6 protein-coding genes are annotated in these 7,811 nt (G+C 54.0%); all 6 read right to left on the reverse strand.

The window, feature by feature from the left end:
- Positions 1 to 48: 48 nt before the first annotated feature.
- Positions 49 to 201, reverse strand: a complete 153-nt coding sequence (locus RMSM_RS39740) for a 6,7-dimethyl-8-ribityllumazine synthase (RefSeq protein ID WP_144057548.1) — start codon at positions 199 to 201, stop codon at positions 49 to 51.
- Positions 191 to 1,702, reverse strand: coding sequence for a transcription termination factor Rho (gene rho / locus RMSM_RS10540; RefSeq protein WP_008695204.1), 1,512 nt, complete (start codon positions 1,700 to 1,702; stop codon positions 191 to 193). Before rho ends, RMSM_RS39740 begins: the two co-directional genes overlap by 11 nt.
- A 131-nt stretch (positions 1,703 to 1,833) precedes the next feature.
- A complete protein-coding gene (coaE, locus tag RMSM_RS10545; RefSeq protein WP_144057549.1) occupies positions 1,834 to 2,499 on the reverse strand; it encodes a dephospho-CoA kinase in 666 nt (221 codons plus the stop codon).
- Between the two features lie 362 nt (positions 2,500 to 2,861).
- Complete coding sequence (locus RMSM_RS10555; RefSeq protein WP_008695207.1) at positions 2,862 to 3,596, reverse strand: zinc ribbon domain-containing protein; 735 nt, start codon at positions 3,594 to 3,596, stop codon at positions 2,862 to 2,864.
- A gap of 256 nt (positions 3,597 to 3,852) precedes the next feature.
- Positions 3,853 to 5,511: a sigma-70 family RNA polymerase sigma factor gene (locus RMSM_RS10560; protein ID WP_008695208.1), complete on the reverse strand. Its 1,659-nt coding sequence runs from the start codon at positions 5,509 to 5,511 to the stop codon at positions 3,853 to 3,855.
- Between the two features lie 316 nt (positions 5,512 to 5,827).
- The coding region (dnaG, locus tag RMSM_RS10565) for a DNA primase (RefSeq protein WP_008695209.1) at positions 5,828 to 7,811 on the reverse strand (1,984 nt) is incomplete at its 5' end.

Below are 7,811 nucleotides of genomic sequence, written 5' to 3' on the forward strand. Positions count from 1 at the left end.
TCCGCGCCGCCATTATCGGCAACTCCCAAGCACCGGGAACACGCACGATCACGATGCTGGCAGCATCATAGCGGCCCCCAACAGGGTACTTGTGGCGCCCTTGACCAACGAATCGCAGATCGCTTCGTTGTAGCGACTCGCGATGATCGCAATCTTTCCTTCGGGCAACTTGCCGTCCACTCCACTTACTTCAATCGACATCCTTCAAACTCATCAAAAATTCGGCGTTGTTCTGGGTTTTTCTAAGCTGTGTTACTAAATCTTGCATTGCGTCGGCGGGCGAAAGCTCAGCCAACGCACGGCGAAGCGCCGAAATCCGACGATACTCTTCTGGATCCATCAGCATTTCTTCGCGGCGAGTTCCGCTGCGGCTGATGTCGATGGCTGGCCAAACGCGGCGGTCGACCAGCGAGCGATCGAGCACAATTTCGAGGTTCCCGGTGCCCTTGAATTCTTCGAAGATCACATCATCCATGCGGCTGCCGGTATCAACCAGCGCCGTGGCTAGAATCGTCAACGACCCGCCTTCCTCGACCTTACGAGCCGATCCGAACAACGCCTTTGGCTTTTGCAGTGCTCCGGCATCAAGTCCCCCGGTCAACAATTTGCCGGTCGATTCGCCTTCGCTGTTGTGGGCGCGAGACAAACGCGTGATCGAATCTAAAAAGATGACCACGTCGACTCCGGTTTCGACCATCCGCTTGGCTTTTTCGATCACCATTTGCGCGACTTGAATATGCCGCTGAGCCGGTTCGTCAAACGTGCTGCTGATCACTTCACATTGCGGACCGCGAACTTCGCGTTCCATGTCGGTGACCTCTTCGGGGCGCTCGTCGATCAACAGGATAAAGACATAGGCTTCCGGATAATTCTTCAATACGGCCTTGGCCAATTGTTGCATCAGAATCGTCTTACCCGCACGCGGAGGGCTGACAATCAAACCGCGTTGACCAAAGCCAACCGGCGTCAACATATCGACAACCCGTGTGCTCAATTCCTTGCTATCGTGCTCCATCATGATGCGGTGATCAGGGTGTAGCGGCGTCAATTCGTCAAACGGGATCTGATTCTGGCGTCCCATTGGGTCACGGCGATTGATCGCCTCGATCCGCAACAAAGCAAAGTATCGCTCGTTTTCTTTGGGTGGCCGAATTTGGCCGGCCACATGGCTGCCGGTTTGCAAACCAAATCGTCGTATTTGGCTTGGCGACACATAGATATCATCGGGACAGGAAACGTAGTGGTACTGCGCACTGCGGAGAAATCCAAATCCGTCCGGCAGGATTTCAAGCGTTCCTTCGCCGAACATCAGCCCATTGGCTTTCATTCGCTGCTTCAGAATCGAAAAGATCAATTCTTGCTTTCCGCCTGCTTTGGCGACCTTGATCCCCTCGGCTTCGGCCATCGCCGTCAGCGCGTCTTGGGGCATCTTTTGCAACTGAGCGATGTTCAGCTGCGGCGTCTCGGAATCACCACTGGGAATCCCGACCTTCTCGCCGATCTTGTTCGCTTCGCTGACAATTTCTTCGGGCAACGACAACGGATCCCGCTCGGCATCGAGTTCGCGAATCCGTTGATCGACCTCTTTGTCGGGATGCCGGGGACGATGGTTTTGACGTTGGTAATTGCGGTACTCGCGCGGACCGCTCTTGTCGTTCGAGCCGCGACTATTGCGATCGCGAGGTGGTTGATTGGATTGCATGATGATTAGGCCGAGATCGATCGGCGCTGGCAGGACAGTCGATTGGAAAAGAGATGGGTAGGAAGGTGTGAGTGCGAGAATTCAATTCAAGCAGATCGGGTAGAGAAAAGAGAAATGTTTTTTGGGTTGGCTTAGCCGTCGTCGCTTCCGAAACAATGTCGATCCGGAGAGGATGCTCCACTGCAATCGTTTAACTTAGCGTAAAGCTGGCGGACCTGCTCGAAAAGATCTTCGAGCGAACCATCATTACGTAGGACGCGGTGACTAAGCCGGCGTTTATCTTCAATGGAAAGTTGGTTGGTTTCACGTTTGGAAAGCTGGCTTGCATCCCAACCGCGTTCTTCGGCTCGCTGCAACCGATGTGCCCATGGGGAATCGACACACCAAATCTCGTCACAAGCTCGATCCCACTTTGATTCGAATAGAAGTGGGACATCCAGTACCAGGACGTGAACGCCCTGGGCCTCCGATTGCCGGATTTGTTTTAGGATTTCGTTGCGAGTAGGCGGATGGGTCAGCGACTCTAAATAGTCTAATGCGGCGCGACTCGCGTCGTCATCCCCGAAAACCACCTCCGCAAGACTCGAGCGGTTGACTTTCCCCTCTGCATCGGCAATTTCCGAACCAAAACGCTCGACCAACTTGGCCACAACCGGGGGTTGATTCAGCACTTCGCGGGCAATCAGATCGGCGTTGACCCAGGTGGCTCCGAGTCCCTGTAGATAGCGAGCAACGGTTGATTTCCCACCCGCCGGAGCTCCCACAATGCCCACGATTACCATTTTTATTGCGCTCAAAACGAAATCGAAAAGCGGCTGTTTTGCCTTGCTTTGCCGCTAAATCTAGGGAGAAAGGACCGCCAAAAATCGGAAAATAAATTTGCAAATTTTTTTGTCAATCGGTTGCTAAAACGTCTTCTGCGTCGCAAACCCGAAACCAAGTCTGGTTCGCCGGCATTCCGTCATCCGTTCGTGTCCCCCCGCAACCGCGATATGCATTATCGATTTTAGTCGTATTACGGCGTGGGGCCTCGCCCGGTTGTGGTGGGAAAAACGGTCGATTTAGACCGGGTGGCTCGCCTAAACGCAAAAAATTTGGTGAGGTTTGCAATCTCAAATCTGCTCGGCCGAGAATACGCAGCACTAAGGTGACTTGGCGTTCAGGTGACGCGGCGATTTTCCGGCAGATATAAAAATGCGTTGCAGTTGGGACAGCGCACCAACCGCGATAGCTGCAATTGGCTCATCACCTGAGTCGTCAGCGTTTGGTAGCATCCACCACAAGAATCGCCATCGATCGGGGCCAGCGCCTCTTCTCCCTTCGATCCGGTCAACCGCTCGTAATCAGGACGCACGGAACTGGGAATTTCTTTTTCGGTTTCCACAAGCTCCGCTTGGACGCGTTCGAGCTCTGCTCGCAAATGCTCCATCTTGGCATGAACATCGACCACTCGTTGCTCGTGCTCGGATTTCTGCTTGTCGAGCTCCGCTTTCAGCGAATCCAACTCGGCTTGCAGCTCATCGATATACTCGAGCCCCTCGAGGATCTCATCACTGAGCACACTGTTGGCCTGTTCGTCTGCCGCAATCTGCTCTTTAAACGTGGTGAACTCACGATTGCTCGCCGCTGTGTTCAGTTTGACATTGATTTCGACAATCCGTGCCTCACGCGACTTCAACTGAAGTTGCTTTTCGTCCGAAGCCAACTTTGTTTTCTTCAGCTTCTCCTGCAACTCATCCACATCCGCTTGAGCCTTCGCGACCATGGCTTCCCCGGCTTTGATCTGGCGTGGCCCACGCGATAGTTGGCCACGCAGATCAGTCAATTGACGGTGGATACGGTGAAGCGTGCGAAGCAGTGAAGCGCTGATTTCGATATTCGAACCAGTAGACATGACGACAAGACCAGTGGGAACCGAAGCAATATGATTAACGGACCGTATAGCATATCGCTTTGGACGTCGATCTGACACCACCTGAGCCGCCACCGAAGACGCCGAAGCGTCCGGATCTCACAAAGTGCCCAGCGGGCACGTTCGCATAAAATGCAGCGAAAATCGCGGCTCAGTAGCGGCCGCCCTCAAGAGCAAACGAAACTCTTGACGAGTTTCGTTACGCTTCGTTTCGCAACGTTTTTCGCAGCACGGCGGTTTAGGCAGCCGTCTTCAGAAATTCGCTCAAGCGATCCGCTCGCGATGGACTCTGCAACTTCGCGACCGCTTTGGCCTCGATCTGGCGAACGCGTTCCCGAGTGACCTTGAAAATCCGGCCGCACTCTTCGAGCGTGTAGCTGTAACCGTCAACTAAACCGTAGCGAAGCCGGATGATCTCGCGTTCGCGGAATGTCAACGTCTTGAGCAATTCGTCGATTTTGCCTCGCAAGATTCCGCTGGCGGCCGCGCGTACTGGATTGTCATCTTCGCTGCCTTCGATGAACTCACCAAAGCTGCTGTCTTCGCCTTCGCCGACCGGACGATCCAGGCTGACAGGGTGGCGTCCGATGTCCATTACACGGCGTACCTCTTCCAGTGGCACTTCGGTGGCCAAAGCAATCTCTTCGTACGTCGGCTCGCGACGCAGCTCTTGCGTTAAACGCTTTTGGGCCTGACGCAACTTGCTCAACACATCAATCATGTGCACAGGAATACGGATCGTGCGTGCTTGGTCCGCGATCGCTCGGGTGATCGCTTGACGAATCCACCATGTGGCATAAGTGCTGAATTTGAAACCACGACGATATTCGTATTTGTCCACCGCTCGCATCAAACCGGTGTTGCCCTCTTGGATCAAATCCAAGAACGACAACCCGCGATTGCGATACTTCTTGGCGATCGAAACCACCAAACGAAGATTACCGCTGCTCAATTGACGCTTAGTCGCTTCATACTCATCAAAGTGGCGACGCACTTTGGTCATGCGGTTACGCAAACTTTCGGGACTCTCTTGAGTCACCAACATCAATTCACGTAGCTCTTGCTTTAGATCTGCGGCTTCGTCGCGGCTCATTGCGTCGTCGCCCAACGCGGACAAACGATCACGAATGAAGGTCATCCGGCGTGAAATCTTCTCGAGCTGTCCCAGCAACGGCACGACGCGGCGACTGCGAAGCGACAGTTCTTCAACCAGCTGCAAGCACTTGCGGCGGTTGCGGATGAATCGGCGACGAATCTCAGCCTTCAAACGAGGCGAGACACTCTTGCGGACGAGTTGCTCAAAGTCCGATTTGTTCTGCGACATCAAAACATCGATCGTTCGCAGGTTGTGAGGCATACGAGCACTGATTTGCTCTTTGGTCAATCGCTCGGTCAACGACACCTTGATGGTGCGATCAAATGGCAATTCGCCATTATGCACTCGGTGCAATGTATCGACGGTGCTGCGAAGAGCGTAGTCGGATTCCAACAACATGCGGCGATATTGACGACGCGTGATTTCGATCTTCTTCGCCAACGAGATTTCTTGCTCGCGAGTCAGCAAAGGGATCTCAGCCATTTGGCTCAAATACATGCGAATCGGATCGTCGCTGGCCTTGGGCAATTCCGCCGAAACCAGGGGTGCATCGTCGTCTTCGCTGTATCGCATCTCGGCCACGCGAGGCTCAGGCTTTTTGCCCGCTGCAACGATCGCCTTCTTTTCAGCCTTCTCGATTAATTGAATCCCGTGGCGCTCAATCGCTTGCATCAAGCGATCGAGTTTTTCCGGATTGACGTCTTCATCCGGTAGGTAGGCGTTGACTTCGTCGTAGGTGAGGAATCCATCCTTGGTTCCACGAGCGATAAGTTGAGAAAGATCTTGGTCCATCAATTGCATCTGAAAACCTCATGTTTTTTTAGTGCCGAATCCTGGCACCGTGGGTCGATTGAAAAATCCTATTTCACACAATACGCACATGATCAGCTCCTCTGATCGATCACCATTGGCGGGCGTCTTTTTATAAGAAAGACATCAACGATGATGTGGTATTGAATCGGGACGGTCTGAAGCGGGGTGTCAGTGGCTCCTTCGATTGATTGGAAACAGTAATGTTTGCGAATGTGTTCGGTGAGCTCTTGCGTTTAGCTCTTATGCATCGTTTTGGTATTTTCGTATTGACTTGAAATGCTATCATTTGCTAGCATCACTCAAGCTACTCTTTCTTCATCTGGTGACGCGTTCGCTCGGCGTCAAACAGCTCTTTCAATAGAGCCTCCTCTTCGTCTTCTGCCAATGCCGAAGAAGCCAGTTTTGCAATTTGTCGGTTTTTTTCTGCCGAAAATTCTCGTTCGCGATAGCGCAGTACAACGCCTGCGTAACGTTCAAACGTCGTTTGTGTGGATTGGTCGCCGCGACGACGCACGCGTTCCTCGAGTGCCACCACTTGGTTTTTCAAATCATCGTTCTCGAGAACCAACATCAACGACTCGAGTGTTAAGTCGCGGCCCTGGAGATCCAAATCCTGATAAGCCGACAACAACATCTTTGCCGTGTTCGATTCGAGCCAATCGGGATCGACCGATTCGACCGCCATCGCTGCAAGCTCGGGTGATTCGATCAGCGTTTCAAACAACTCGCGATCGATCCCACTGAGTGGCTGAGGACGATCCGAATGCGAAGATGGACGTGGCGGCGCCATGCCAAAGTCGCTGTGCATATCCAACTCAGGTGGGCCGCCGAAATCGGGTGGGCCGCTGAAATCGTCGTAGCCAGCAAAATCGCCTTCAAACTCCGCCGACTCGAGAAACGCCGCGTTCGGATCAAACGACTCCGACGGCGGTGCGCTGGGTTTGCTTGGTTTCTTGGGCGGCGGCGAGGGACGTCCGGTCGGGCGCGCTGGCCGGGTGTCGCGAGGACGCGAATCGCGATGTTTCGCGGCGGCTCGCGAACGGGTCTTGCGAACTTCCTCGAGCCGTTCATGCAGTCGCTCGGTTGGCAAACCAAACGTTCGCGACATTCGCAACATCAACTGGTCGACTTTCAAATTCGCTCCGCGCGGCGCTTGAGCGATAATCCCCAACAAGACTTCGATCGCTTGAGTCACCTTATGCGTGTCATTGGTGACATCCACACCCTCAGTCAAACGATTCAGTTTATGCTCGAGTGCGTCGGGGGCTGTGGCGACTAATTCGTCAAATGCGGCGCGCCCCTGAGACGCCAAAAAGTCCGCGGGATCGTTACCGTTGGGTAACGTCAACACTCGCATATCGACATCAGCGCGAACAAACAGCTCGAGCACTTGATCGGCGCGTGTTTGACCGGCGGTGTCCCCGTCGAGCACCAACACAACTCGCTTTGCAAATCGTTTCAATAAACGAATGTGATCTTCGCCCAAGGCGGTTCCCAGCACGGCAACCGCCGACTCGACGCCGGATTGGCGAGCGGCGACGACATCGGTGTAGCCTTCCATCACCAAGGCATCACCACCGCGACGGATCGATTCACGCGCGAGTTGCAAATTGTACAGTTGATGTGACTTGCGAAATAACTTGGTCTCAGGACCATTGATGTACTTGGCACCCGCCTTCTCTTCGCCACGTCGCGCGGCGATCGCGGGAATCAAACGTCCGCCCAACGAGATCGGACGGTCTTGCAGATCATGAATCGGGAACATCAACCGGCCACGGAAGCGATCGTAATGCCCGTCGCCTTTGTTTCGCTTGATCGCCAAACCAGCTGCCTCGGCAACCTCGGCACTAAAATCATGCTGCTTTAGTAGGTCGATCGCAAAGCTCCATGACTCGGGCGAAAAGCCGATGCGAAAACGTTTGCGGTTCTCGTCATCGATGCCACGCGAGGCCAAGTAATCGCGAGCGATCTTGGCGTCGTTGCTTGTCCCGCTTTCGAGTTGCTCGAAATACGCATCCGAAACCAACTTCATCGCCGCGAACAGCGTCGGCCGATCATCGGGGCTGCCAAACACGGTCTTTTTGCCGCCGCGTAGCTCGTCAATTGGGATACCAGCCTGCTCGGCCAACACGCGTAGCGCGGATGGAAAATCGAGCCCATCACGCTGCATGACATAGCTAAAGATATCGCCGCCGATATCACAAACCCAACACTTCCACGTCTGCCGTTCGGGATTGACGGTCAAAGAAGGTCGTCGATCGTTGTGCCAAGGACAACGTGCGACCATA

Origin of the sequence: Rhodopirellula maiorica SM1, from assembly GCF_000346295.1 — a bacterium.
Classification (GTDB): Bacteria; Planctomycetota; Planctomycetia; order Pirellulales; family Pirellulaceae; genus Novipirellula; species Novipirellula maiorica.

Bases quoted from the DNA above. Each gene is read 5' to 3' on its own strand.
- RMSM_RS39740 (WP_144057548.1), bottom strand. From the start codon at position 201: ATGTCGATTGAAGTAAGTGGAGTGGACGGCAAGTTGCCCGAAGGAAAG.
- rho (WP_008695204.1), bottom strand. From the start codon at position 1,702: ATGCAATCCAATCAACCACCTCGCGATCGCAATAGTCGCGGCTCGAAC.
- RMSM_RS10555 (WP_008695207.1), bottom strand. From the start codon at position 3,596: ATGTCTACTGGTTCGAATATCGAAATCAGCGCTTCACTGCTTCGCACG.
- RMSM_RS10560 (WP_008695208.1), bottom strand. From the start codon at position 5,511: ATGCAATTGATGGACCAAGATCTTTCTCAACTTATCGCTCGTGGAACC.